This window comes from Streptomyces capitiformicae (genome assembly GCF_002214185.1).
Lineage (GTDB): Bacteria > Actinomycetota > Actinomycetes > Streptomycetales > Streptomycetaceae > Streptomyces > Streptomyces capitiformicae.
Map to the genome: position 1 here is coordinate 9933502 of NZ_CP022161.1, position 24111 is coordinate 9957612.

16 protein-coding genes and 4 pseudogenes are annotated in these 24111 nt (G+C 69.0%); 4 read left to right on the forward strand and 16 right to left on the reverse strand.

Features of this window, described 5'->3' with window-relative positions; genetic code table 11:
• Positions 1-16 precede the first annotated feature (16 nt).
• Positions 17-226 (forward strand): annotated as a pseudogene (locus tag CES90_RS44685) (alcohol dehydrogenase catalytic domain-containing protein); the annotation flags it as partial.
• Between the two features lie 195 nt (positions 227-421).
• On the opposite strand, the gene CES90_RS44690 reads toward CES90_RS44685, so the two are convergent.
• The 5 genes and pseudogenes from CES90_RS44690 to CES90_RS44710 all read right to left on the reverse strand — a co-directional run bounded on the left by CES90_RS44690 (position 422) and on the right by CES90_RS44710 (position 9838).
• Positions 422-3475 carry an FG-GAP-like repeat-containing protein gene (locus tag CES90_RS44690; protein ID WP_189788008.1) on the reverse strand — a complete coding sequence of 1018 codons (3054 nt, stop codon included), beginning with the start codon at positions 3473-3475 and terminating at the stop codon, positions 422-424.
• 697 nt (positions 3476-4172) lie between these two features.
• Positions 4173-5264 (reverse strand): annotated as a pseudogene (locus CES90_RS44695) (RHS repeat-associated core domain-containing protein); the annotation flags it as partial.
• A 299-nt stretch (positions 5265-5563) separates the two neighbouring features.
• Positions 5564-6418, reverse strand: coding sequence for a PucR family transcriptional regulator (locus CES90_RS44700; protein ID WP_208921591.1), 855 nt, complete (start codon positions 6416-6418; stop codon positions 5564-5566).
• A gap of 105 nt (positions 6419-6523) precedes the next feature.
• Positions 6524-7811, reverse strand: a pseudogene (locus CES90_RS44705) (IS256 family transposase).
• Between the two features lie 791 nt (positions 7812-8602).
• Positions 8603-9838, reverse strand: coding sequence for an FAD-dependent monooxygenase (locus CES90_RS44710; protein ID WP_189787539.1), 1236 nt, complete (start codon positions 9836-9838; stop codon positions 8603-8605).
• 124 nt (positions 9839-9962) lie between these two features.
• Here CES90_RS44710 and CES90_RS44715 point away from each other — a divergent pair, with 124 nt between their 5' ends.
• Positions 9963-10667, forward strand: coding sequence for a TetR/AcrR family transcriptional regulator C-terminal domain-containing protein (locus tag CES90_RS44715; protein WP_189787540.1), 705 nt, complete (start codon positions 9963-9965; stop codon positions 10665-10667).
• A gap of 85 nt (positions 10668-10752) precedes the next feature.
• Here the strand turns inward: CES90_RS44715 and CES90_RS44720 are convergent, their stop codons facing one another.
• From CES90_RS44720 to CES90_RS44740, 5 genes are all read right to left on the reverse strand, one after another.
• Entirely contained in the window at positions 10753-12510 is a 1758-nt protein-coding gene (locus CES90_RS44720) for a hypothetical protein (RefSeq protein ID WP_189787541.1), read from the reverse strand.
• Between the two features lie 601 nt (positions 12511-13111).
• Entirely contained in the window at positions 13112-13438 is a 327-nt protein-coding gene (locus CES90_RS44725) for a helix-turn-helix domain-containing protein (protein ID WP_189787542.1), read from the reverse strand.
• On the reverse strand, positions 13435-14520 hold the full coding sequence (locus CES90_RS44730; RefSeq protein WP_232791434.1) for a tyrosine-type recombinase/integrase: 1086 nt from the start codon (positions 14518-14520) through the stop codon (positions 13435-13437). Before CES90_RS44730 ends, CES90_RS44725 begins: the two co-directional genes overlap by 4 nt.
• Positions 14521-14688: 168 nt before the next feature.
• On the reverse strand, positions 14689-15831 hold the full coding sequence (locus tag CES90_RS44735) for a hypothetical protein (RefSeq protein WP_189787544.1): 1143 nt from the start codon (positions 15829-15831) through the stop codon (positions 14689-14691).
• On the reverse strand, positions 15828-16298 hold the full coding sequence (locus tag CES90_RS44740; protein ID WP_189787545.1) for a hypothetical protein: 471 nt from the start codon (positions 16296-16298) through the stop codon (positions 15828-15830). The genes CES90_RS44735 and CES90_RS44740 overlap by 4 nt, the downstream gene beginning before the upstream one ends.
• Before the next feature lie 7 nt (positions 16299-16305).
• Here CES90_RS44740 and CES90_RS44745 point away from each other — a divergent pair, with 7 nt between their 5' ends.
• Together CES90_RS44745 and CES90_RS50790 are read left to right on the forward strand one after the other, a co-directional pair.
• Positions 16306-16578 (forward strand): hypothetical protein, encoded by a 273-nt coding sequence (locus tag CES90_RS44745; RefSeq protein ID WP_189787546.1) that lies wholly within the window; start codon positions 16306-16308, stop codon positions 16576-16578.
• A gap of 82 nt (positions 16579-16660) precedes the next feature.
• Positions 16661-16933 (forward strand): annotated as a pseudogene (locus tag CES90_RS50790) (NF041680 family putative transposase); the annotation flags it as partial.
• A 281-nt stretch (positions 16934-17214) separates the two neighbouring features.
• Here CES90_RS50790 and CES90_RS44750 read toward each other — a convergent pair.
• The 6 genes from CES90_RS44750 to CES90_RS44775 all read right to left on the reverse strand — a co-directional run bounded on the left by CES90_RS44750 (position 17215) and on the right by CES90_RS44775 (position 24100).
• A complete protein-coding gene (locus CES90_RS44750; RefSeq protein ID WP_208921593.1) occupies positions 17215-17532 on the reverse strand; it encodes a 2Fe-2S iron-sulfur cluster-binding protein in 318 nt (105 codons plus the stop codon).
• Positions 17533-17539: 7 nt separating this feature from the next.
• A complete protein-coding gene (locus CES90_RS44755) occupies positions 17540-18781 on the reverse strand; it encodes an NAD(P)/FAD-dependent oxidoreductase (protein ID WP_189787548.1) in 1242 nt (413 codons plus the stop codon).
• Positions 18778-20067, reverse strand: a complete 1290-nt coding sequence (locus CES90_RS44760; protein WP_189787549.1) for a cytochrome P450 — start codon at positions 20065-20067, stop codon at positions 18778-18780. The genes CES90_RS44755 and CES90_RS44760 overlap by 4 nt, the downstream gene beginning before the upstream one ends.
• 48 nt (positions 20068-20115) lie before the next feature.
• Positions 20116-21459, reverse strand: a complete 1344-nt coding sequence (locus tag CES90_RS44765) for a D-arabinono-1,4-lactone oxidase (protein ID WP_189787550.1) — start codon at positions 21457-21459, stop codon at positions 20116-20118.
• Positions 21460-21532: 73 nt separating this feature from the next.
• Positions 21533-22804 carry an MFS transporter gene (locus CES90_RS44770; protein WP_189787551.1) on the reverse strand — a complete coding sequence of 424 codons (1272 nt, stop codon included), beginning with the start codon at positions 22802-22804 and terminating at the stop codon, positions 21533-21535.
• A gap of 42 nt (positions 22805-22846) precedes the next feature.
• Positions 22847-24100, reverse strand: coding sequence for an amino acid deaminase/aldolase (locus tag CES90_RS44775; protein ID WP_189787552.1), 1254 nt, complete (start codon positions 24098-24100; stop codon positions 22847-22849).
• Between the last annotated feature and the right edge of the window lie 11 nt (positions 24101-24111).

Here is a 24111-nt window from a genome sequence, read left to right on the forward strand (position 1 = left end):
CCTGGTCGGCGCGGTCGTCCGGCTCGGCTGGGACGTCTCCGGCGTGGTCGAGGCGGTCGGCCCCGGAGTGACCACACTGGCACCGGGCAACGAGGTGTTCGGCCTGCCGCGCCACCCGCCTCCCGCGGGGACGTACGCCGAGTACGTGACGTCGCCCGCCCGGCACCTGGTCCGCAAGCCCGAGGCGCTGACCCATGTGCAGGCCGCGGCGCTGCCGCCGGCCGCGCGCAGTCACCCTGAGTAACGCATCATCGTTCGGCTGATCCGGAGCGCCCGTCGCAACCGCACATACCGGGATCCGCCACTCGGGCGTGGCCGACGACCAGCACGGTGCCAGGGCACGCGACGAAGGGATGTCCGGCATGGAACGGGCCCGGACGAACCGCGTCGTCCGGGCCCGCGGGCAGCGGCGAAGGCCGGCTCAGAACAGGCCCTTGTAGCCCTGCCAGCCGGTGGCGATCTTCGTGCGGCCGCCGAAGGAGCCCCTGCCGTCACCGCTGTTGCGCCACACGTCGCCGGAGCTGTCACGGGAGACGATGTCGGCCCTGCCGTCACCGGTGATGTCGCCCACGCCCACGACCACGTTGTACGACGAGCCCCAGTCGTTGAAGACCTTCACCCGGCTCTTGAACTGGCCCGTCGCCGTGCCGTCGTAGCGCCACAGCTCGTTCGACCTGTCCTGGGCCAGCAGATCGCCGTACCCGTCACCGTTCAGGTCACCGGCGCCCACGATCTTCTTGTAGCCCGTCCATCCGGAGGCGATCTTCACCCGCGCCGAGAGCTTCCCCGTGCTCGTCGCCTTGTAGAGGTAGATGTCCCCGGTCGAGGCGTGACGGGCGATCAGATCCGCTCGCCCGTCACCGCTGATGTCTCCCGGTGAGGTGAGCAGGTTGTACTGGTTCCAGCCTGTGCCCAGCGAGGTGTACGCGGTCGCTGGCGTCACCGCCGCACCGCACTGGGGCCGGTAGGCCCGCAGCGTGCCGCTGTCGAACCGTACGAGCACGTCGTTGCACCGGTCACCGCTCAGGTCGCCGAAGGACACGGCCTTCACCGTCGTCGGCCACCCGGAGCCCGTCTTCTTCCCGGTGAACGTTCCCTGCCCGGTCCCGTAGTGGTACGTCAGCCCGCCCGAGCTGTTCAGTGTCACCAGCTCGCCGAAGCCGTCCGACCCGACGAAGTCCCGCCACGCTGCCGCCGCGCCGGTGAGCTTCACGGTTCCCGTCCTCGTCAGTGCCGCGCCCTGTCCGTCCGCGGGGGTGACGGTCAGCGTCCAGGTGTACGAGCCGTTGGGCACGAGCCGGCCGGAGCTGTTCGTGCCGTTCCATGCCGGGGCCACCACACCGCGTGCCAGACCGCCGGAGAGGGTGCGGACGGCCGCACCGGCCTTGTTCCTGATCACGAGGTTCCAGGAGGCCGCGGGCTTGTTCAGCCACCACTTCGGACTCCACTGCGCGGTGCCGCCCTTGACGTCCGCCGAGGCGGCGACGGTGGCGTCGCGCTGCACGAGGGCGGAGACGGGGACGTCGCTGGAGGTCAGGCGAATGCTGTTGTCGGAGCGGAGCTGGGCGATCACGCCGGTGTACGGATCGACGTCCCAGGCGTTGCCCTCGAACTTCCCGGCGGTGTGCGACACGGGGGTCCCGTCGCGCACGTCGATGACCTTGAGCTGCCCGGCCTCGACGGTTGCGACGAAACCGTCGCCGAGCTGCGCCTGCTCCCAGCTGTCGCCCGACACGAGCGTCAGGTTCTGCTTGGTGACGGTGTCGTAGACGCCCTGCCCCTCGGAGTTGAGTACGCAGTTCCACAGCAGCCAGCGGCCGACCGCCTGGAAGTCGTTCAGCAGGCAACCGCGCCCGAACGACACCGAGTCGCCCTGCTGCCCCGTCAGCAGATCGACGGGGACCACGGTGCTGTTGCCGGACATCACCCACAGGGTGGTGCCCCATATCGCCCGCACGGTCTCCGTCGTCGTGTACACCGTGCGCCCGGAGTCGAGGTCGACGACCCGGGTCTCCGCCGTGCCGGTGCTGTCCCACGGCCTCATCAGGGCGGCGAAACGGCCGTTCGCGGCGGTCACGGTCTGGTAGCTGCGGGAGCTGTCGATCCGGGTGCCGGGCAGCGGCTGGGTGGCCCCGAGGAGCTGAGGCTGCTGGGCGACGCTCGTGCCGTAGCCCGAGACGACGGTCCGGCCGTCACCGGTGTCGTAGAGGCGTGGGCGGCCCTGCGAGTAGTTCTCCAGCGCGAACCGGCCGCGGGTGGTGCGTGCCCCCGCCGTGGGGGAGTCGGACACGCCGGTCTCACGGGTGTGGAGATACGTCCAGTCACCCACGGGGTCCAGCTCCACGGTGGTCAACCGCCCCTGAGCAAGGGTCAGTTGGGAGACCGAGTGAGCGGCCTGCCGGGGGTACGCGTCCGCGATCCGGCGCACGGTGACCCCGCCGCTCTCGGTTGCCTCGATGAGGGAGACGCCCCAGTGGTCCGTGTCGGCGCCGCCCGCGACCAGGAGCCCGCCGTCCGGAGTCGCCACGGCCTCGCGTGACGTCCTGGCCAGCAGAGTCCGCGGCGCGGAGCCGTCGAGGGGGACGGCCTCGACCCGCGAGACCGCGCGGCTGGTGTCGTAGCGGCCGAGGGAGGAGTCGTACCGGGACACGATGGCGGTGTCGCCGACCAGGCCCAGCACCTGCGAGATGTCCCCGACCGTCACGGTCCGCACGGCGGCGGACGGGTCCTGGCGGGAGGCGATGTGCAGGGTGCCGTCGTAGCACCACACCACGTGGGTGGGGCTGAGTGCGACCAGGTCGCCCGCCGTCAGCACGTTGTACGGCAGGTTGATGAAGCGCCCCAGCTCGATGTCGAGCCACCCGGTGACCGTGTCGTCGCCCTGGCGGTACCGCACGATCTGTCCGCGCGCGTCACCCAGCCCCTCGGCGGTCCATAGATAGACGCCGGGGGGCACGCCCTCCACCGTGCGGTCGGTGACGGAACCGTCCTCCTGGGCGTCCAGCAGATGCCACACGGCGTCGGTGCCCGGGGTTCCCGCCGTCGTGACGACCGTCGAGCCGAGCGTGCTGAAGTACGAGTGCCCGTCGGGCAGCGCGACCGTACTGACCTGGCCGGACGTCATGTTCCGCAGCGTCACGATCCGGGCGGAACGGTCGAAGAGGGCGACGACGTCCGAGCCCGCGCCGGCACTCGTGACGCCGTACGCGTCCGTGCCCGACGCGTCGACGACCGTGTCGACACCGTCGTACGACGTCCACAGCTGGCCACGACCCTCCTCGTACCGGAGGAACCCCGAAGGCCCCGCGCTCAGCAGGCCCGTGTGGGGAACCAGGGACGTGGTGGCCGGCACGACCACCTCCCCGGTGACCGTTCCAGCGTGCGCGCTGCCGACTGTCAGCGGGCCGAGGCCGACGGCAAGTGTGAAGGAAACGGCGGCGGCGGTGGCGCCTCGTACGAGCGCACGTCTGCCCATGCAGGACCTCTCCGAAGACGGTGGGCGAAGGTGTGGAAAGGCTTGCGCGTGCGCCGTTGAGCCGCAGGTCATGAACCCGCGGCATATGACGTTCTGGCATCCCCCCAGGTGAGTGGCCGGATCTTAGCAGCCGCCCTGTGCATGATCGATGGGGCGTGGAGCAGCTGGTGGGGGATCCGAACGCTCACCGGCCCGCTGGGCCCTGACCATGCATGGGCCTGTATTCGGCATACCGCAGTGATGTGCATCACCTCTGGGGCACACCTCTGGGGCACGCCTCTGGGGCACGGGGGCCACCAGCGGTCCAGCTTTGCCGTCGAGGATGCCGAGCGCTTGCACCGGGCGGAGAAGCACAGCCGGTGATCTACTTGCTCGACACCTCCGGCCTGGTCCACGACGTCACCTGAGGTGCTTTTCGCGCTGAGCGGCGACCAGACCCTCCCCCCACTCTCAACTTCGTTCGAGCGGGGGGGACCCCCATCACCGGCCTGGCCCGCAGCGCCCACTACCGCTGGATGACGTCCTCGGCGGGTGGATCGACGAGGGACGCGCCTTCGCCGAGAGCTTGCCACTCAAGTAGTCGACTGCCCGTGCTGGCCCCGAAACCGGGGTCAGCGCGTTGTCTTACGGACTCGTTCGCCGGAGGGCCGGGACTTCTCACGGCCTGGGCCCGGGCCCGCTGTGCGAACCCAGGCCCAGCAGTGTTGCGGGCGTACCAGGTACGGGTGCAGGTCTCGTCCGACCCCTTGCCGACCTGGCCGAAGTCGTCGACCGTGACAGGCATGCCGTAGCTGTCGAAGGTCGTGCTGGTCTGGCGCTCGCGCCAGGTCCGGGACGCCGTCAGGTACGTGTAACTGTGCACCTTCTCGGTGCGGACGAAGCGGGCGACGTGGTCGCCGGCGCCGGGCGGGCTCTGCCGGGCCGTCTCCTGCGACCAGGGGTCGTTCACCGTCGCCGAGATCGCCGTGGAGCCGTCGTAGGTGACCTGCTCGCGCAACTGGCCCGAGTACTCGTCCTTGTCGGTGATCGACGCCGCGCCGAGGGCGGGTGAGGAAAACGGGGCGACCGTGACGGACTTCGTGGTGCCGTCCTTGTTCTTGTCCCCGTGCATGCCCTGCAGGAAGAGGGACACGGTCTTGGAGCGGGTTGTATTCGTCGCGCCGGTCCACGCCGTGACCTGCGCGTAACCGCGCCACTCGGACCAGGTCCGCTCGTCCTTCGGCGTGAACGGCGAGTCGCCGTGGTGCCAGGCTGCGCCGCTGTAGGAGTAGGAGTGCTCGACGGCCTCGTTGTCGCCGGCCGGGTCGGAGACGGTGACGGCAAGTACCCGGTACTTCTGGAACCAGTCGATGGAGGCTTCCGTGGCGCCATTGATGTTCCAGAACTGCGGGTAGCAGGAACGGGTGTTGGTGTCAGGGGCCGCGTCGATGACCTGGCTGCGCACGCACTCCTCACCCGACAGCGTCACCGTCGTGATCGCACCGGTCTCCGATGTGATCGTGGAGATGCGGGGGCGGGTCAGCGGGAGGATGTGGTCGGTGGCGTCGACCCGGTTGGGCCGCATCTGGTAGGTGAAGTTGATCGGGTCCATGGCGATGCCGGTGGTGCCCGCCTTGGCCGTCCGCTTGATTGACTTCAGGGTCAGCACATGGTCGGAGCTGTCACCGATGTCCCCACCGTCGAGGTACTGCCCGGTGAAGTCCCAGGAGTCCACCGCGTCGTAGGCGGCGCTCGTGGCGTTGTAGGAGAACGTGTCGATCCCGGTCAGGCGCTTGCGAGTGAAGCTGCTGTTCCGGTGAGGCTCCAAGTGTCGGAGCGAACTGACGTACCAGGGCTGCGAATTCGGCGAGCCCGGAGGTGTCGAGGCCGAAGTTGTTGTTCTGCACCACGCTCTCTTGGGATCCGGCGAAGGGGCAGGGGCATGGCCGTTCAGCTGCCTGCAGGTCCCGCCGCCGATCAGGGCTGGCCCTCACCGGTCAGGAACCACGGCTGCCGAGTCAGGGCAAGCAGAGGGCATCCAGAGCGGGTCGGCCGAGTACCAGCCGAGGGTGGCGGTGGCGACGAGATCCACCAGTGATCAACTGGCTGTCACTTCACAGCACCAGGCAAGCTCGCGGATGATGTCGCGGCGTCCGCCGGTGCCGAGCCGGACAGCGGAGCCAAACGGCTGACCCGCGCGATCTCCAGGGCCAGCCGCACCTCGAAGTCGTCCTCGCCGATCGGCCGACCGAGCAGTTGAATCGCCTTCTGCACCCGGTATGCGACGGTGTTTCGGTTGATGTACATGGCGTCGGCTACTTGCTGACGGCTGCGCCCCTTGGCGAGGTACAGGCGGAGCGTCTCGCGCAGGGTGGCGCACCAGGGCCCGCTGCCTCCCAATTCGCCGAGCACCTCCTCGGCGAACCAACCCGAGTGCTCGTCGTCCTTGGTGAGCAGCGATATCATCGAGGACACGTCCTGGTACGTGCACCACCCGGTACGCGACTCGGCGCTGTGCCGTGCAGCCCGTGCGCCGAGCAGGCTGCGGCGGAAACCCGCCGGGCCCGACGAGATCGGTCCGACAGCGACCTGCAGACCTTCCACTGCCTGCAAGCGAGTCCGCACCGAGGCGAGGGCCTCCCATTCCGGTTGCCGCGTCCAGCGAGTCCACATCCATACCTCGCACACATCGTTCACGGCGACCAACGGGCGTGCTCCGCCGACCATACGGCTGACGGTCAGGGCAGAGCGGACCAAGTCCTCGACGGTAAGCCCGCATCCGGGTCTTGAGCGAAGAACTGCAGCCCAGTGATAGTCCGACAGCCGCACACCGAGCATGCGCTCAGCCTCGTAGCAGTCAGCGTCACCCTTGGTGAGGAGCTGCGCGAGCAGTTGATGTCGGTCACTGACGACAGACCCCGGAGCCGACGTGCCGGAGCCAACGTTTCGATCTTGAATTACCACGTCGTCTTACCACCTGAGATTCGGTCAAGATCTTTTGGAGTAAGTGGCTTGAAATCATTCCGGCAACTCAGAGCAATAGTCAAGACCCGTTGATCTTGAGGTAGTTCAGGCTGTGGTGGCTTCGGAGCGTTCGACGAGCTGACCCCGTTCGAAGCGGGCTCCGGCACGCACGAGGGCAACGAGGTGAGGTGCGTTCACGGCCCGCCACCGTTGCTGGGCGGACTCGACGACCTTGAACACCATGGCGAGGGCGGCGGCCGCGCTGCCGGCGCCTCGGGTGACCTTGGTCCGCAGCCGGACGGTGGCGAAGATCGACTCGATCGGGTTGGTGGTGCGCAGCTAAATCCAGTGCTCGGCGGGGAAGTCGTAGAGCGCCAGCAGTTCGTCGACGTCGTCGGTGATCTTCTCGACCGCCTTGGGGAACTTCGGGCCGTAGGTCTTTTCGAACGCCGTGACGGCCTGAAGCGCGTGGTTTCGGTTTTCGGCGTTGTAGATCTCCTGCAAGGCTTTCTTCGCTTCGGCTGGGCGGATTTGGGCAGGGCGTTCGCGGCATTGGCGATCTTGTGAACCCAGCACCTCTGATGACGGGTTTCGAGGAACACTCCGCGAGGGCCTTCCAAAATCCCAGGGCGCCGTCGCCGACCGCGAGGACCGGGGCGCGCATGCCGCGGCGTCGGCAGTCGCGCAACAAGTCAGCACAGGAGTCGGCTGATTCGCGGTAGCCGTCGGCCATGGCGATCAGTTCCTTGGTGCCGTCCGCGCGCACGCCCATCAGCACCCAAACGCACGACTTAGCCTCGCGCAGGCGGATGCGCAGGCGGATGCGCAGGCGGATGCGCAGGCGGATGCGCAGGTGGATGCCGTCGGCCCAGACGTAGACGTGGTCGCTGCCGGACAGATCACGCTCGCCGAACGCGGTGTGATCGGCCTGCCACTGGGCCGTCAGCCGTGTCACGGTCGCCAGGGAGAGCCCGGCGGAGCTGCCCAGGAACTGCTCGAGGGCGGGCACGAAGTCCCCCGAGGACAGGCCGTGCAGATAGAGCAGCGGCAGCACCTCGCTGATCTTCGGGGACTTGCGGCACCACGGCGGCAGGATCGCCGAGGAGAACCGCTTGCGTTCGCCCGTGGCCTTGTCGACGCGCTTGTCGTTCACCCGCTGCGCCTTCACCTCGACCACCCCGGCCGCGGTCGTGACCTTCCTTGCCTGGTGGTAGCCGTTGCGGACCACCAGGCGGCGCCCGTGCTCGTCACGCTGATCGGCCAACTCGGCTATGTAGGCGTTGACTTCAGCCTCCAGGTCGGCGGACGGCATCCGCTGTGCACCCTCGTGGACGATGTCGTCGATCAGGGAGCCGGTCTCGGTCGTCCCATCGGCATTCACTGCGCTCAGCACGGGCCTGCCTTCCTGACCGACGGTGCAACGTCGGCCTACTCGACGACCAGAAGTCGATCACTCGGGAAGGTACGCCCTTCGCGCCCAACCCGAGGCCGATCCACAGGTCATGAGCATTGCTCTGCAACTCACGTTGCGCCCCACAGGGAAGGCGACGGATAGCAGGCTGACCTGTAGGAACCCCAGAGTACTTGATCTGTCAAGTACTGGTGGCGCAGGTCGGGTTCTACGGCTCCGGCCGTGACGGTGCTGCTCACAGAGACGGGACGCTGCTGGTCGGCCTTGTTTCGGCAGGGCGCTCCTGAGCAGCGGTGATCACGTTCATCGAGTGCCATCACTACGCAAGTCGGAGGGTGGGGGCGCCGTCCGGTGATGACGCACTGGGCGGCGGCCGAGAACAGCCTTAGCCGCAGGCGGCGAAGCTCACTGAGTCGGGCGAGGGTGATCTGATGACCACTCGACTGCTCCGTCGGCCGGGCGCACACGCACGGTCTCGAGCCGTGCCGCCAGGTGAGGGGATGAACGCCTCCAGCCCGAGGTCGGCTCGGCCAAAGCTGCCACTGACGGTGGCGGGGTTGTCAGCTGCTCGCCGGGGAGCGTGTACGAGGGCGGTTTGACTCGATCGTGTGATGGTCGGCTTCTGTGCTTGCGGTGTGGGGCCAGCGGGTGGCTTCGTCGGCGAGTACCGAGAGCAGGTGTTGCTCAGTGCCGAGAGCTCCCTGTCCGGCCAGGGTTCGATCGTGCACGGTTTCACCGTCGCGCTGCGAGCCGCCCGCGACCGGGTGGTCCCGTTAGCGGCGTGCTGCCCGTGGGCTGACCTGTCCGCCCACGGCACTGAATGCAGCGGCGTTGGACGGCCCGGCCGCGTAGTCTGGCAGATCGACGCTGCTGATCTGCTTGCCCATCTTCAGCATCTTGTCGAGGATCCAGCGCCGGTTCAGTAGCCCGTTGCGCACCCGCAGCCCGGTCGCGGTGCCGGGCGCCAGGATCGGGCCGGTGCGGTCGCCGCCCTTCTGGCAGCCCTGGGCGTAGTCGCGCAGGGTGTGCTCGTAGCGGGGGAAGGCGGTGCGGTGGTCGCCTCGGGCCCGGGCCAGCTCGCCGGCCAGGACGTACGCCGCCACCACGGCGGTGCCGGTGCCCATGCCGCCGATGGTGGCCCCGCAGGCGGCGTCGCCGAGCAGGGCGACCCGACTGGAGGACCAGGCGGGGACGTCGGCCCGACTGATCGAGTCGAAGTACAGCTCGGGGGCCTGCTCCAGGCTCTCCAGTAGCCGGGGCACCTCCCAGCGGAGGCCGGCGAAGGCGTCCCGGATCAGCTTCTTCTGCTGCGCCACGTCGTGGCGGTCGTAACGGAGTTCGGTCGAGGCGAAGACGAAGAAGGCGCCCGCCCTGGTCGGGTCGCGGTGGTCGGCGCCGACGGCGGCAAGCCGGCCGGGGACGTTGAGGCCGACTGAACCGGGCGGCAGGCCCAGGTAGTTGGGCAGCTGCCAGGTGGCCGCGTAGTAGCCGAGGTGGCGGACGTAGTGCTCCTCCGGGCCGAAGGCGAGCCGTCGGACATTGGAGTGCAGCCCGTCGGCGCCGATCACCAGGTCGAACTCGCGTGGCGCGCCGTGCTGGAAGGTCACCCGGACACCGGTGGGCGTCTCCTCCAGGGCGGTGATCGAGTCGCCGAAGAGGTACTCGGTGCGCGGGAGGCTTCGCTGGTGCAGCACCTGGGCGAGCTCCCCGCGCGGGACCTCGACGTCCCCGCCCGCGAAGTCGGCCGGCAGGTGGAGGATCTGACGGCCGCGCTGGTCGACGAAGGTTATCGGGCTGCCGCCGGTGTCGAGCGCGCGCAGCTCGTCGAGCACGCCCATCCGCTCCAGCACGGTCAGGTGGGTCTGGCCGCGGAAGTCGACCGCCTGGCCGCCGCCGCGCAGGGCGGGGGCCAGCTCGACAACGGTGGTCTCGAAGCCGTACCGCCCCAGCCAGTAGGCCAGTGCGGGGCCGGCGATGCTCGCGCCCGAGATCAGGACCTTCGTGCTCACGTGAACCACTCCATCTGAGTCTGTCGAATAACTGCGTCTGACGGACACGGTTTATTTCTGTGTACGGTAGACGCAGTTAGGTCGCCTCGCAAGGGACAGGCGGAAATGCGGGACGGAGCGGGAATTGGGCGAGGAAACGAACGAGGCGGTGCGGCTGCTCTGGGGACCGCCCGCCAAGCCGTCCAGGGGGCCGAAGCCCGCGCTGAGCCTGGCGCGGATCGCTGCGGCGGGCGTCGAGATCGCGGACGCCGAGGGCCTCGGCGCCGTCTCGATGCAGAAGGTGGCCGGGCTGCTCGACTTCACCAAGATGTCGCTCTACCGCTATGTGCCCGGCAAGGCGGAGCTGGTCGCGCTCATGGTGGAGGCCACGGTCGGCGGTCCGCCGCCAGTCATGGAAGGGCTCGGGTGGCGTGAGCAACTAACGGCGTGGGCAAAAGAGTTGGCAAGGTCGTTCACCGAGCACCCGTGGCTGCTCGACGCCACCGTCGGCCCGCGGGTGATGGGCCCCAAGGAACTCGGCTGGCTGGAGCGGGTAGTCGCGGCCCTGGACGGCCACGGGCTGACCGGCCCCGAGCGGATGGACGCCGCGGTGCTGCTGGCCGGGCATGTCCGGGGCATCGCCGAGCAGGCCCGCGCGGCCCGGCCGGACGGCGCGCCCGAGACGGACCTCCTGGCCGTCCTCGGCCCCTTGGTGCACCAGCACGCCGACCGCTTCCCCGCGCTCGCCGAGGCCATTGCCTCACAGGACGGCCGGGATCAGGCGCTGGACTTCGGTCTGGAGCGGATCCTCGACGGTCTGGAGGCCCTGATCACGCGCCGTACCGGGTAACTCGGGGAAGATCAGCCGCGACTCATTTCAAGTTGCGCCTACTCGGGGCCGATCTCCAGCCGATGCATCCTGGCCCTAACCAGCCCTACTCGCGAACCCCCTGCCCTTGTTCCGCAGCACGTGCGGCGAGGTACTCGGCCCAGTCGCGTCGGGCGTAGGCGACCCAGCGGAGTGCGGTGTGGCGGTGCATCCCTGTCACGTCGGCGAGGATCGGGCTGGGGAGATCAGCAGCGAGGGCGGCCAGCGCCGCGTTGCGCGCGGTGCGAACCGGGATGCCGTGCCGGTTGAGCTTCTGAGTCATGCCGTGGGTCGAGATCGGCTTGCCCGGGACCATGCCCGGGAAGAGCCACCGGGGGCCTGGGCGGGCTCGCGAGAGCTGCGGCCGCAGCTGCGGTTGTTCAGCGAGGTGCCGCAGGAGCTCGGCGAGCCGTGGAGGCAGCAGGACGGGGTGGCGGCCCAGGACCAGGTGGGCGTGCTTGTCGCCGAACTTGAGGTGCTCGGGAGTCAGATGGCAGAGGCGTTCGGTGGACGGGCCGAACAGCAGGGTGATCGCGCCAGCGGCGCGGACGTCCGCGGGCAGGGCATAGTCGGTCAAGCAGCGCTGGAGGAGCGGCCACCGATCGTCCTCGTCGAGCAGGTTCTGGGGTTCCTGCCTCGGGATGGAGGGGACGGTGAGTTCGCGGGTGAGTCGACGGCTCGTGGTCCACTTCAGGAAGTAGCGGATCAGGTAGCGTCGCTGGCTGGTGGCTCCGGCGATCCAGTCGTCGATGTGTTCCTGGGCGAGGTCGGCGAGGACAAGGCCGCGCCGGTCCATCCAGGCCAGGAAGTCCAGGGCGACGCTGACGCGGCGCCGCAGGTCGCGGTCGGCAGAGGCGGGATGGCGGCGGATGGCGGCCCGCTGGCGTGCCCGCCGGAGCAGGAACCAGTTCAGGAACGGGCGGGCGAGGTTGGCGTGGGCGGCCGGCTTGTCCGCGAGTTCGTGCTCCAGCCAGCCGGGGATGCGTTCGAGGTCCTCGTGCCGCTCCTCCAAGATGCCTGTGTGGACGAGGAGTTGACGGATGTAGCGCTGGTTTCGGCTGGGCGGGAGCTCGTCCAGCAGCTCGTGTGTGAGCGTGTCGCCTTCCGCAACGAGTCGGGAAAGGAGCTTGGTGTTCGGGCTTTCCTTGATCCACTGGATGGCGGGGAACGGTGAAGGAGCGTGTGTCAGTGCGTCCGCGAGCGGTCTCAGCTGCTCAGCGACGGTGCCGTCGGGCCCGGCCAGCAGGGCGTTGACCCGCTCGGCGAGGACACAGTGAGCGCATCGGCCGCGGCTGTGGGGGTTGCCGGTCCGGCCGCACTGCTTGCAGGTGTAGTCGGCGGCGAAGCCGACACATGGTCCGCAGACCTCGGTGCCGTCGTCATCCCGCGCGATCAGCGGCTGGACCATGCCGCAGCGAGGGCACTCGGCCGGTGAGCGGAGCACCGCGGTGTAGCAGGTCATGCAGACCGGCCCGATCGGCCAACGGGTGTTGACCGGCTTGGTCCGGCCGCAGCGGGCGCACGGCTCGCCGGTGCGATGACGCTGGTAGCAGGTGGCGCAGATCGGCTGTCCCTGTTCGTCGCGGCTGGCGCAGGGGCGGACTCGGCTGCAGATCGAGCAGGTCGCGTCGGGGCCCTGGTAGCAGCCGTCGCAGAGGTCCGGCTGCCCGTCGCGCGCGTTGCGGGCGATGCGCTTGAGCTGTCCGCACCGACCGCAGGGCCGCCGTGGCCGGCGATGACGGTTGTAGCAGAGGTGGCAGAGTGCGCCGTCGTCGTCAACGAGGGCGGCGGCTGCGGTTTTTCCGCAGCTCACGCAGGTGTGCATGGGGCGTTTCCAGCACTTGATGCATAGCCCTCGGCCGTCGCCCCGTCGTACCACCGGGTGTCGGAGCTGCCCGCATTCGGCGCACTCCTCGAACGTGGTGGGGTCGGCGCGGTAGCACCGGTTGCAGATCGGTCCCTCGGGGCGACGGGCGACGACGCGCTGGCCGTCACGGTGGCACCGTACGCAGGTTTCGCGTTTGCGGCTTCGGGCGTCGCACGAACCGCAGAGGCGCCCCTCAGGGCGGAGTGCCGCAGGTCAGACCGGATCTTTCCGCAGTGTGCGCATCCGGGACGGACCACAGGGTGCCCGGCATCGTGCAGGGCTTGAGCGAGCCGAAGCAGGACCGGTGGACAGAGCGAGCTGCCTGACGTCAGCGCATCGGGGTGGGCCGCGAGGTGTCCGGCCAGTTCCTCCAGGTAGCGAGCCGCCCCGCGGGTGGGGATCGGCACCACGGTCACCAGCGCGGCCTCGGCGTCCTGGCGGCCGAGCGACGGCAGAGCCGAGGTGAGGTGGCCGACGGCGGCGGCCGTCGCGGCCTCCAAGCGGGCTGCTTGCGCGGCGAGCCGGGCGACGGTTGACGGAGCAGTCGAAGAGGATGCGCTCACAGGCCCTCCGGCCGCCGGATCGAGGTGCGGCGCACGGCCGGAAGCGGGCCAGGCGTCTCGCCGCCGGCGGTCTTGCGTACCTCTTCGTTGACGACCTGGACCTCAATGAGGTCGTTGGGCTGGCAGCCGAGGATGTCACACAGAGCCGCAAGGGTGTCCATTGACAGCCGCTGCGGCGGCTGCGTGACCAGGCGGAAGACCTGCTCGCGCGAGAGGTTGACGCCCCGTTCGGCCAGCAGCGGCACCAGGTCGGTGGTCTGGAACATCTCCCGGTCGGCCATGAGCTTGCGCAGGTTCCAGCGGTAGCCCATCTTCTTGATCACTTCGGGTCCTCCCAGATGCCGGGGAATCGCTGGCCCAACTTCTTGTGCAGCAGCCGGTTGCGGTACTCGTCCGAGACGCCGGTATAGAGGGCCGTGGTGCTGGCATAGCCGTGGCCGGCCTGGTCTTGAACGAATCTTTCCGGGTAATCAAATTCGGTCAAATGCGTAATATAGGAATGTCTCAGGCAGTGCAATTCGAGTTCTTCGGGCAGGTCAGCGGCTTGCCTGGCGGCTTCGAAGGCTTCGTTCGCCGACCGGCGTGACAGGCGCCCGGCGCGTTCGGTGACCCAGATCGCAGGGTGCTTCCCCACATTGAAGCGGGGCCGGACCTCGGTCAGGTAGTGGTCGAGGTCGTCGACGATCCAGTCCATCTCGGGGACGGTGAAAATGGTGCGGCGCTTGGGCGGGCTGCCCTTGGAGGACTTGCCCCAGCGCACGAACACCGCTCCGTGGCGCCTGTATTGCGGAGCCTTCGCGTTCCGCCGCAGGTCGGCGATGTCGAGGCCGACGTTTTCCCGGCGCCGCATGCCATAGGCGTAGTAGGTCTTGAGCAAGGCGGAGTCGCGCATCGCGGTCAACGCACCTTTGCGGCCGCGCTTTCGGATCTCCTCGACCCGTCCGTCGGCGGCGTCGAACAGGTCCTGGATCTCGTCGTAGGTCAGCGGCCGGCGGCTCGGGTCGCCCTCGTACTCACTGACGTGGGTGACGGTGTTCCACTCGTGCAGGATCTGGACCGGCACCTCACCGAAGCGCTCCTGGCAGACGGACATCCAGCCGTAGCGCGGGTCAGTGATGTACTCGCAGAACAGCCGCAGGTGGTTCTGGTAGTTCCGGCCGCTCGACACCGTGAACGTCGGCGTCTTCGTCCGCAGATGGTCGATGAACGCCTCGAACTCGGCCGACTGCCACTGCCACGGGTACTGGTTGGAGTACTCGGCGAACCGGCGGACCAGCGACAGCCGCGGCTTGATGGTCCCGTCCCACTTCAGGAAGCGGGCCCGCTGCTGCTTGGTCCACCCCTCCAGCATGGCCTCGAACACGGCAGGTTCGGGGTCCAGGTAGGAGATCCCGTCCACGAGCATCAGGTGTGCCGCACCCGCCAAATCAGCCGCTTTCGCCACTCCAACCTCCGTTGCGTTAGGTGCAACATTGTTGGGATAGCCTCGGCGGAGCGCAAGAGCCGCTGGTAGATCGCCTGCACGGCGCGAGAAGATGGGCGGAGCAGAGGCCCATCACCTGCCGATTCGCGCTTACTTGGACCCTGCGGAGTGCTGCATCAGATGCAACTCCGCCCCGTTCTCGCCCGGCTGCATCCCGGTGAGGTAGGCGATGACGATGAAGCACGCAGTGACCAGCAGCCGAATCAGCCCCGGCGTCTCGCCGAAGTCGAGGGCCTCGCGCCACGGGCGCCCGGCGATGCGGCCGGTGATGGGGGTCGGTAGCGGGCAGGGCCGCTGCGCGGCCGCGGCCACCAGGCCGTGGCGCGCGACGTACAGGGCGACTTGGTGGCGGGAGGCGCCGGTCAGGCCGCCGACGTAGTAGCGGGCGAAGCCGTACCCCTCGCGGCCCTTGAGCCGGACGGCGGGCAGCGGTGCCCGGGCGGCAACGAGCGGATCCAGGTACGCATCGAGGGCGGCCTGGCCGGCAGAAGTGCTGGGGATCGTCCGGCCGGTCTCCGCCAGCCGCTTCGTGTCGGTGTGCCCGGCGAGGATGTCGTCGGCGAGGTCGTCGACCATGCGCAGGGCCCAGACCAGCAGCGGTCCCATGGTCGCTTCGGCGATCGGCTCGCTCGTGTTCTCCCCACCGCCGGCGGAGGACGCGGCCGGGAGGTAGTCGTCGGCACCGAGTTCGTCCCACGGCGGCCGGGAGACACCCGCGGGGCGGGCGGAGAGTTGGTCGAACGCCCACAGGCGGGTGAGCGTGCCGAGGATGTCCAGCACGCGTTCCCGGCTGGAGCCGGCGGCGAGCAGGTGCTGGTCGTAGGCGGTCCAGACGGCGGTGGTGCACTGGGCGAGCGAGGTCAGCCCGCGTTCCTCGAGCCAGGCCGCCAGGTACATCCACTGCCGTACCGCCTCGGTCAGGTCGCTCAGGCTGATGCGGGCCCGCAGCCGGGTGGCGCGTTCGGCGAGGTACGTGGGCCGCAGCTCGCCGTTGATCATGGTCCAGGCAACCAGCCGGAGTTCGTCCCGGAAGGCCACGGGGCATTGACGCCAGCGGATGCTGGCCTTGTTGCGGCTGGGGTTCTCAGTCAGCGCGGCCAGCGGCCAGATCCAGTCCGCGTAGCGGCCGTTGATGTGCGCGTGCATGGGCAGGACAAGGTGCGGCAGCACGACGGGCGTGTCCGGTGTGGGCATCGGCAGGATGTAGGGATCGTGGTGGGCTGCGGTGGTCACGTGTCGAGCACTCCGGTCAGCAAGCAGTCGATGAGATCACGGTCGGCGTCGGTGACGCGGGCCAGGGCCTGCGCCCAGACCGGCTCGCCGAGGCGGCGCTTGAGGTCCTCAAGCCGGGCGTGTGCCTCGCCCCAGTCGGCCTCCCACACCGGCAGCGGCTGGGCCGAGTGCAGGTGGGTCAGCGCCCGGTGCAGATGGGCCAGGCGTGCATGGTGGCCGGGGTGGATGCGGGCGTTGGTGCAGCCCAGGCACATCAGGAACGAGGCGAGGCAGCCCTTGCCCGGCCCGGTGAAGGGGCTGTGCTCGTAGTCGTGGCAGTCTGCGGTCGCGGTCTGCCGGTTGTCGGGATCGGGAATGGCGCGGAGTTCGGCGACAAGGACTGCCTGGCGGGCGCGCTCGGCGGCGTCCTCGGCGCCGGCCGCGATGATGTCCGCGGCCTCCTGCTGCACCCGTTGGTCGACCAGCACGTAGTCTATGGGTGGCCTGGCTGTTCTGCCCGGGCTCGCGCCGCACCAGCGCATTGACCGTGCGCCGCCCGCGGCGAAAGGGCGAACCGGCCAGTCCTTCGGCCCGGGCCCAGGCGCTGCCAGCGCTATCGATCACGCCGAACCGGAAGAGTCCGACCGGTGGGTGGTGATCGGAGGTGGTGATGGCGTGCCCACCCTGCGCCCAGCGCCACACGATCAGCAGATCGGTGCCGGGCGCGAGGTCCTCGACGACGGCACGCGCGAAGCGGGTGGCCTGTAGGGCTTCGGTGATCAGCCGTCCCGGGGAGCTGGCGCCGTCGTCGGTGACGTTGCGGCTCTCGAAGTAGCGGCCGCCGCCGCGCCAGCTCCACCTCGCCCGCCCCCTCGCCGAGGACCTGCGCCACCCCTGGGAACGCCCCGTGAAGACCGAACGGCTGTCTCCAGCCCGCGTCCGGCGAGGGTTTCGCAACCTCCGCCGGAAGACAGCCCGTCCCGCAGCCGCACCGAAACCGGGCAGACCCGGACCTGGGCGCCCACCCGGCAGCCGCAACCAGCACAAGGCCCGCATCCAGGACGTCGGCAAGACCGTCAAACGCGCCGAAACGATCAAGGAACACGAACAGCAGCGAGGTTAAACGCCAAGCTCAGAGGTGTCCACCACCCGGGGACAGGTCCCCCCCCGCGTTGTCCCCTGGTTGGGGACAGGAACAGGGGCGTGTTCGTCCGTGCCTGCAGGGGATGAGGGCTTCTACGCGCCGGACTCTTCGGGGGCCGTATCGTCTTTTTTTGCTCGCCCTGTGACTCTCGACTCTCCTGGTCGGCGTCGGCGCGCCGCTCGTCGAGCCGCTTACTCAGCTCGGTGAGCCCGGCACCGAGCCGGCCGAGCCACCCTGGCACTCGGGACATGGCCCGTCCCTTAGAACTGAGTGTCGGGGATGTGTACCTCCATCCCGGCCATGTCGGCTGTCACAGGGATTTGGCAGGTGAGGCGGCTGTTTGCGGTGCGTGGGGTGGGTATGCCTTCGAGGATCATCTCCTCGTTTTCGTCAGCCGGAGCAAGGAGCGGCAGGTGTTTGTCGTCGATGTAGGCGTGACAGGTTCCGCAGGAAGCGCAGCCGCCGCAGTCGCCGATGATGCCGGGCACGAGGTGGTCGAGTGCTGCTTGTTTGAGGCTCTGGCCGACGGCGGCCTCCACGGGGTGCGGTGTTCCGTCGGCTTCGATGAATCTGATCACTGGCATGTCAGGTACGCCTTTCTGCGGTGGGTTGGTGTCGTTTCATCAGTTCGGACAGCGGGAGGTCTTCGCAGGCGGCTTCGTCGCCGGTCATGGCGGCCCGTGCCGTGACGAGTTGGCGGGCGGCCGTGAAATCCCGCGGCTGGTTGACTGCGTGCAGGCCGGTGATGATGCCGTTGCGCAGATACACCACGCTGAAGGAGTTCGTTGACGGGTCGCCGCGGACGATTTCTGTGTCGCCGGTCTGCGGCAGGCCGGCCATCTGGAGTTTGTGGTCGTACTGGTCGGACCAGAACCAGGGCGCTGTGAAGCGTTCGGTCGGTTTTCCGCATAGGGTCCGGGCGGCGGTTCTGGCCTGGTCGGTGGCGTTCTGGACGGATTCGAGGCGTACGCTGCGGCCGAGGAAACCGTGCCACTGTCGCGTGCAGTCGCCCGCGGCGACGATGTCGGGGTCTTCGGTCCGGGCCGTGGCGTCGACCAGGACACCGTCGTCGACGGCCAGTTGCGCGGTGGCGGCGAGGGTGTCGTTCGCGGCGATCCCCACGCCGGTCAGGATCAGGTCGGCTCTGATCACGGTGTCATCGCTGAGCTGGGCGTGGAGGGCTCCGTCGCGCCGGGCGACGCTGCGGACGGATACGCCTGTGCGCAGATCGACGCCGTGGTTGCGGTGTTCGCGTTCGACGAAGGCGGAGACGGCCGGTGGGCTGGTCCGGGCCAGGACTCGCGGCTGGGCCTCTACGAGCGTCACCGCGATCCCCATGTCGGCCGCGGCGGCCGCCGTCTCCAGGCCGATGAATCCGCCACCGACGATCAGCAGGGTGCCACCGGACTGCAGTTCCTGCCGCAGCGCGATCGCGTCGTCGAGGGTGTGCAGAGTCCTGCCTGCGACGTGGCCGGATCCGAATCGCAGAGGACGGGGACTGCCGCCGGTGGTGAGGGCCAGCTTGTCGTAGCGCAGCGTGCGGCCGTCGGCCAGGGCGACGGATCGTGTCCGGCGGTCGATCCCGACCGCGGCGGTGTCGAGTTCGATCTCGATGCCGGCGTTGGTGAAGGCGTCCGGGGCGCGAGTCCGCAGTGCCACCTGATCGGCTTTGCCGTGCAGGAACGCTTTGGACAGCGGCGGGCGCTGGTAGGGCAGGTGGGGTTCGGCCCCGACGAGCCGGATCCGGTCGCTGAAGCCGTTCTGCCGCAGTGCCACGGCCAGTTCCGAGCCGGCCTGTCCCGCACCGACGATGACGACGGTCTTCACCGGTTCACCCGTCGGATGGTGACCGGCAGCGCCGTCAGCTGCCGCATCATGGTGTGGGCCGCCCATGCGTGGTCGTCCCCGGCGAGTGCGATGTCGACATCGGGTGCGGTCAGGGCGGTCACGGCGGTCTCGGTGAGCATCCGGGCCACGTTCCTGCCCGGGCACAGGTGGGCACCGCCGCCGAAGGTCGCGCCGTGCTGGATAGGCCGGGTCAGGCGGTAGCTGTCGGGGTCGTCGAAGACCTCGGGATCGCGATTGGCCGAGGCCCACATCATGACGACCGGTGTGCCGGCGGGGACAAGGACGCCGTTGTACTCGACGTCCTGGAGCGTCAGTCGCTGGCTGAGCATCAGCGGGGAGTCCAGACGTGTGCCCTCGTAGAAGGCGTTGGTGACCAGCGCCGGGTCGGCACGGACCTGTTCTGGGGCCGTTTCGTCGCTCAGCATGCGGAAGACCACGTTCTCGATCGCCACGCCGATCGTGTGGAAGCCGTCGAAGAAGTTCGAGGCCACCAACGAGCCGATGTCCTGCGGCTTGCCCTCCATGTCGATCGTGGCGAGTTCGGCCGCCATGTCGTCCAGGAGCGCGTTGCCTCCGTCCGACCAGGCCTTTTGAACGGCTTCTCCGACGACGTCCATGTAGATCGTCGCGGCGGAGAACAGGCGCTGCGACTGCTCGGGTGTGCGGGTGAGCAGGAACGTGAGGCTCATTTCCTCCATGAGGTGCTGGACGTGCGCCGCCTGGTTGCTGCTCAGGCCGAGTTGCTCGGCCCAGAAGCGGGTGACGAACCGTCCGGCGAACTCCCGGGAGAAGTCGGTTCGGTCGCGCCCGGCGCATTCCTCGACAAGTTCCTGTGCGAGGCGTGCGGCGGCGGGGGCGAAACGGAGGATGTTGCGGGGCATCAGTTGCCGGACCAGGAGATTGCGGTAGGGCTGATGCAGCGGAGGGTTGGTGGTGAACACCTGGTTTTGCAGGAACCTGCCGTAGCCTTCGGTCTGTTCGGGATCCGGTTTGGTCACGGGCCCGGAGCCGAGATCTGCTTCGGTGGCCATCCACAGGACGATGTCCGCGGGCACGTTGCCCAGCGCCGGATTCGCCGCAAGCGTTCTGGCGTCTTTGTTGCGGAGCACGACGAGGCTGTTCATCGGGCCCCGGAGAAAGTCGGTTCCTTCTCGGCCCCGCAACTCTCTTGCCGCTTCCACGAAGTCGCGTGAGAAATCGTCGAACGTGATGAAGTCCTCGACGGCGGGAAGATCTGCCACCGAAGTCAGCTGTGTGGAGGACATGGGTTTGACTCCCACCTTTCTGTAATGAGAGCTGTGGACAGGGCCGGGTCAGTCGCCCAGGACTCGTCGCAGGTATGCGTTGGTGAAGCGCCGATCCGGATCGAGGCGGTCACGCAGTGCGGTGAATTCACCGAAGCGTGGATACGCCGCCGTGAAGTAGTCGGCGTCACGTGTGTGCAGCTTGCCCCAGTGCGGGCGTCCGCCGTGCGCGGTGAAGATGCGCTCCGCCGCGGCGAAGTACTCATGGAAGGGCATGCCCCGGTAGGTGTGGACGGCGATGTATCCGCTCTTGCGGCCCGACGCCGTGGAGAGGGTGATGTCGTCCGCGGGTGCCGTACGCACTTCGACGGGAAAGGTGATCCTCAGATCCGAGCGGTCGACCATGGCCTTCACCTCGCGCAGGGCGTCGATCAGTGCCTCGTACGGGAGGGCGTACTCCATCTCGATCATCTTCACGCGGCGGGGTGAGGTGAAGACCTTGTAGGGGATGTCCGTGTAGGTGCGGGCGGAAAGAGCCCGGCTCGACACCCTCGCCATGGCCGGGACGGCGGCGGGAACGGCACGCCCCAGCGAGTTGACGGCCTGGAAGACACCGTTGGAGAGGAACTCGTCCTCGAACCAGCCTCTGAACCGGCCCGTCGGGGCGAGCGGACCTGTGCTGCGGTTGTTGCGCAGGGTGTTGCAGTTGTCGGTGTGCGGGAACCAGTAGAACTCGAAGTGCTCGTTGGCCGCGTGGAGTTCGTCGAAGGTCGCGGTGACCCTGTCGAACGTCATCGGTTCGTCGTGCGCGGTGAGAAGGAACAGTGGTTCCACGGCGAACGTGAGGGCACTGACGACCCCGAGCGCGCCCAGCCCGATGCGTGCGGCGGCGAACACGTCCGGGTTCTCCTTCTCGGAGCATGTGAGCAACGAGCCGCCTGCCGTCACCAGTTCAAGGCCGCGTATCTGGGCCGCGATCGCGGCGGAGCTGCGGCCCGTGCCATGGGTGCCCGTACTGGTCGCGCCGGCGACGGTCTGCTCCATGATGTCGCCCATGTTGGTGAGTGACAGGCCTTCCCGAGCCAGGGCGACGTTCAGGTCCCTGAGCCGTGTGCCCGCTTCCACCGTCACGGTTTCGGCCTCCCGGTCGATGGCGCGTATGCCCCTCAGGCGGTCGGGCCGTATCAGCACGCCCTCGGCCGCGGCGGCGGCGGTGAACGAGTGGCCGCTGCCGACGGGCTTCACCGGCAGGCCGTCCTCGGCGGCCTCGCGCACGACGGCGCAGAGCTCATCGACCGAGGCGGGTGCGACGTCCCTCACCGGGCGGGCCGTGACGTTCCCGGCCCAGTTGCGCCACACACTCCCCTTCGCGCGGTCCTTGCCCGCGTGCGCGCCGTAGCGGGTCGTTGCCATGTCCCTCTTCTCCCCTCGGTGAGCTGGGCGGTGGTGCCATGCGGTGAGCTGGGCGGTGGTGCCATGCGCGTGTCTAGCGGACGGAACGGATGCGGTAGACGAGGACCGCTCCGACGGCGGCGGCCGCACCCACGAGCGCGAAGAGAAGTGGGTAGCCGTGCTGTGAACTGATGATCGCTCCGGCGATCAGCGGGGCGATCGCCGGGGGAACGATGGCGCCGATGTTCATGATGCCGAGGTCCTTGGCCCGGCTCTCGGCGTCGGGGAGCACTTGTGTGATCAGAGCCTGGTCGACGGCCATGTACGCACCGAAGCCGCCGCCCATGAGGGCGGATGCCACCATCATGACGGTGAGGTTGGGGGCGCTCGCCAGCAGGAAGCCGGAAGCGGCCTGGAGCAGTGCCGCCAGGGCGACGAAGATCCGTCGCCGGCCGAGGCGGTCGGACAGCACACCGGCGGCGGCGGTGGCCACAAGGCCGGCCAGGAGATAGAGAACGGTGCAGATCAGCAGGGTGCCGGCCGGATCGGGGACGTTGAGGCCGTCGGTGAGGAAGTAGAGCGTGTAACACGTGCCCAGCGAGTTCGCCAGATTGACCAGGAGCCGTCCGCCGAAGGCCCAGGCGAATTCTCGGTTCCTGAGCGAGTTGCCCATCGAGGCGAGCAGTTCCGCGATGCTGAGCGGCGCCTCGACGGTGAAGGCGATGTCGCGATGGGCGGCCAGGAACGGCACCAGACAGACGATCAGCAAGGCCGCGATGACGGCGAACCCGGACATGGGGGAGAGTCCGAAGACCGACACGAGGGCGATGCCGACGACCACGCCGAAAGCCTGGGGACCGTAGATGGCGCTGGAGATCATGCCGCGCTGATGTTCGGGAACACGGTCGGCGATGATGGCGGTGAGCCCGGCGGTGGCTGCGCTGAGACCGATCATGCCGGCCGCCCATGCCACGACCACGCCGGCCACGGTGGTCTGGGCGCCGGTGACGATCAGCCCGGCGGCGAAGGCGACAGCGCCCGCCGTGAGCCAGAGTCTGCGTCGGCCGAAGCGGCTGCGGGAACGGTCGCACAGGGCGCCGCACAGGGGCAGGGCGAGGAGTGCGACCAGTCCGGAGACACCGTTGACGACGGCGAAGTCGTAGACCTTCGAGGCCGGGTCGATGGCCTCCAGCTGCTGGGGGAGCAGCAGCTGGAGGGGGACGAGGTTGGCCGTCCAGAAGCCGAACCACACCAGGCCGTACAGACTCGTCCAGCGGCGCGAGACGGGTTCGGCCGGTCCTTGGGCGGTGGTCTGGCCGGCGGGTCTGGCAAGGGCAGGAGCGGGTGGATTGAAGTCGGGGAGCATCGGGCCTCCGGGGGAGGGTGGGCCGCGGATGGGGGAGAGGGGTCAGAGGAAGGCGTGTCCTTCACCCCGGTAGGTGGGGACCTGGCCGACGATGTCGCTGCCGGAGACCAGGTGGAGGGTGTTCACCCGCTCGCACAGTTCGCCGGCCTTGGCGTGCCGGAACCACACGTGGTCGCCGAGGCGCAGTCCGTGCGCTGCCGGGCCGAGCACCGGTGTCTGTACCTCTCCCGCTCCTTCCAGCGGGTTCATCCGCAGGCCCGGGGGCCAGCTGAGGGTGGGCAGGCGGTCGCGGCCGGGCGGGCCGGAGGCGACCCAGCCGCCGCCGAGTACGGTGGCGATCCTGTCCGTGGGACGGCGTACGACCGGCATGACGAAGTAGGCGGCGGGCCGGGGACGAAAGCGCCGGTAGAAGTCGAACAATCCCGGTCCGTACAGGCCCGAACCGGCGCCGATCTCGGTGATGACGTGTTCGGCCGAGGTCTGCTCCACGGAGCCGGTGCCGCCGCCGTTGACGAACTCCAGCGGGGTGACGGTCTCGATCGCGGCGATGGCGGCGGCGCGCCGGTCGGCCAGTTCGCGTGCGGACAGGCGCTGCATGGCGCGCAGCGCGGCGCGCTTGAGAGGGGATCCGGGCTGGTTGTCGCCCATGCCGGCGATCTGTCCTTCGTAGGACATGACCCCGGCCAGGTGGAATCCTTGACGGCTCTGGATCGCCCGGGCGAGCGCGGACGCCTGGTGCGGGGTGTGCACGGGGGAGCGGTACGGGCCCAGGTGGATGCGTCCGCCGGCCAGTTCCAGGGAGGCGTCCAGGTCGATGCACAGCCGCAGCCGGGGGCGGGCCGCGCCGACGGCCTCGTCGATGAAGTCCAGCTGGGCGACGGAGTCGATCATGAGGGTGATACGTGAGGCCGCCCGCTCGTCCTTGGCCAGCTGCTGCAGCGCGGTGCGGTCCGCGGTCGGGTAGCCGATGACCACGTCCTCGTGGTCCTCGGCCAGCCACAGGGCTTCGGGCAGGGTGAAGGCGAGGATGCCCCGGTAGCCCTGGCGCTGCAGGACGCGCTGGATCAGGTCGCGGCTGCGGACCGACTTGCTGGCCAGGCGGATCGTGGCGCGACCGCCCGTGCGGTGCACCAGATCGCTCGCGTTGGCGTCGAAGGCATCGAGGTCCACCACGGCGAACGGCGGATCCACGTGCTGGGTGGCCCGCTCCAGTTGGGCCATCCGGGCCTCGCTGAAGCCGGCCATGGCGGAGGCGGCCGATTTCACGTCCGGCCAGGACGCCACATGTGCGCTCATATCCGCACCCT

Bases quoted from the DNA above. Each gene is read 5' to 3' on its own strand.
- CES90_RS44730 (WP_232791434.1), bottom strand. From the start codon at position 14,520: ATGCTCGTGGACGGGATCTCCTACCTGGACCCCGAACCTGCCGTGTTC.
- CES90_RS44690 (WP_189788008.1), bottom strand. From the start codon at position 3,475: ATGGGCAGACGTGCGCTCGTACGAGGCGCCACCGCCGCCGCCGTTTCC.
- CES90_RS44720 (WP_189787541.1), bottom strand. From the start codon at position 12,510: ATGCACACCTGCGTGAGCTGCGGAAAAACCGCAGCCGCCGCCCTCGTT.
- CES90_RS44775 (WP_189787552.1), bottom strand. From the start codon at position 24,100: ATGAGCGCACATGTGGCGTCCTGGCCGGACGTGAAATCGGCCGCCTCC.
- CES90_RS44760 (WP_189787549.1), bottom strand. From the start codon at position 20,067: ATGTCCTCCACACAGCTGACTTCGGTGGCAGATCTTCCCGCCGTCGAG.
- CES90_RS44770 (WP_189787551.1), bottom strand. From the start codon at position 22,804: ATGCTCCCCGACTTCAATCCACCCGCTCCTGCCCTTGCCAGACCCGCC.
- CES90_RS44765 (WP_189787550.1), bottom strand. From the start codon at position 21,459: ATGGCAACGACCCGCTACGGCGCGCACGCGGGCAAGGACCGCGCGAAG.
- CES90_RS44745 (WP_189787546.1), top strand. From the start codon at position 16,306: ATGGGTGGCCTGGCTGTTCTGCCCGGGCTCGCGCCGCACCAGCGCATT.